Genomic DNA, 1,408 nt, shown 5'->3' with positions numbered 1-1,408 from the left:
TGTCGGTGGAGCAGGGACTGGAGCTGTTCGACCAGGCACTCCTCGCCGACCAGGCCGTGGTGGGACTGACCCGGCTGCGCCGCCAGGGCGAACGGTCACCGCTGATGCCCTCCCTTGGTACTCGCGGCGTCGCCCGCCGCATCGCTGGGAACGACCGGCGTGACCCCGGGGGCTTCGCACAACGCTGGGTCACCATCCCGGCCGACGAGCGCCATGGATTCCTGCTGGACTTGATCCGTGGCCATGTCGCCGCGGTCCTGGGCCATGCCTCGACCTACAAGATCGAAAACGGTCGGGCCTTCCGGGAGCTGGGGTTCGATTCGCTGACCGCGGTCGAGCTGCGCAACCGGCTCGCCACAGTGACCGGGGTGAGCCTGCCCGCCACCCTGGTGTTCGACTACCCGACACCGGACCGGGTGGCCACCTATCTGCGAGAGCAGATCGCGGGGGAGGAACCGTCAGCCGCCGAACCAGTGCTGACGTATCTGAACAACCTCAAGAGGACCTTCCCCTCAGTAGTCTCCGACGCGGCGGATCGCGACCGGATTGCCGAGCGGCTTCGCGAGATCCTCGACATGTGCGGCGAGCCCGAGGAGACCGACCTCGCTGACCTCGAATCCGCATCCGACGACGACCTGTTCGCACTTGTGGACAAGGGGATCGATTAGATCGGGCATCCGGCGCTTCACCTCGCAGATCTGCTTTAGCAACACATTTAGGAGTGGAAAGAACTCATGGCCAACGAAGAGCAGCTCCGCGCCTACCTCAAGCGGGCTATCGCCGACTCCCGTGAGGTCCAGCGGCGGCTGCGCGAGGTCGAGGAGCGGCAGACCGAGCCGATCGCGATCGTCGGAATGGCCTGCCGCTTCCCGGGCGGTGTGTCCGACCCCGATCAGCTGTGGGGGCTGGTGGCCGAGGGCCGTGACGCGGTCTCGGCTTTCCCCGCCGACCGCGGCTGGGATCTGGACGAGCTGACCAGCTCCGGCGCGTCGGTCGCCGCGGAGGGCGGCTTTCTCCAGGGCGTCGGAGACTTCGACGCCGGGTTCTTCGGGATCTCCCCCCGCGAGGCCATGGCGACCGATCCGCAGCAGCGGCTGCTGCTGGAGATGTCCTGGGAGGCCCTGGAGCACGCCGGGATCGACCCGCTTTCCCTGGCGGACACTGCGGCCGGTGTCTTCGTCGGCACGTTCCCGTCGGGCTACACCGAGGTCGCGGGCCAATCCGGCGAGGACATGGCCGGACACCTGATCACCGGCGGTTCCCAGAGCGTGGCGTCGGGCCGGGTGGCCTACGTGCTCGGTTTACAAGGCCCTGCGGTGACGGTGGACACCGCGTGCTCGTCGTCGCTGGTGGCGCTGCACCTGGCCGCGCAGGCGCTGCGGTCGGGGGAGTGTCCGATGGCGCTGGT

2 protein-coding genes are annotated in these 1,408 nt (G+C 68.4%); both read left to right on the top strand.

Annotation, left to right across the window (positions count from 1 at the left end):
• A partial coding sequence (locus ACP4IX_RS36190; protein ID WP_426558892.1) for an acyl carrier protein occupies positions 1–668 on the top strand: 668 nt, incomplete at its 5' end.
• A gap of 66 nt (positions 669–734) precedes the next feature.
• On the top strand, positions 735–1,408 hold a 674-nt coding region (locus ACP4IX_RS36185; RefSeq protein ID WP_426527077.1), incomplete at its 3' end, for a beta-ketoacyl synthase N-terminal-like domain-containing protein.

The organism is Streptomyces sp. WG5 (genome assembly GCF_049974565.1).
GTDB lineage: Bacteria > Actinomycetota > Actinomycetes > Streptomycetales > Streptomycetaceae > Streptomyces.
The sequence above is the reverse complement of the archived record's forward strand: the minus strand, read 5'-3'. Positions and strand labels throughout refer to the sequence as shown.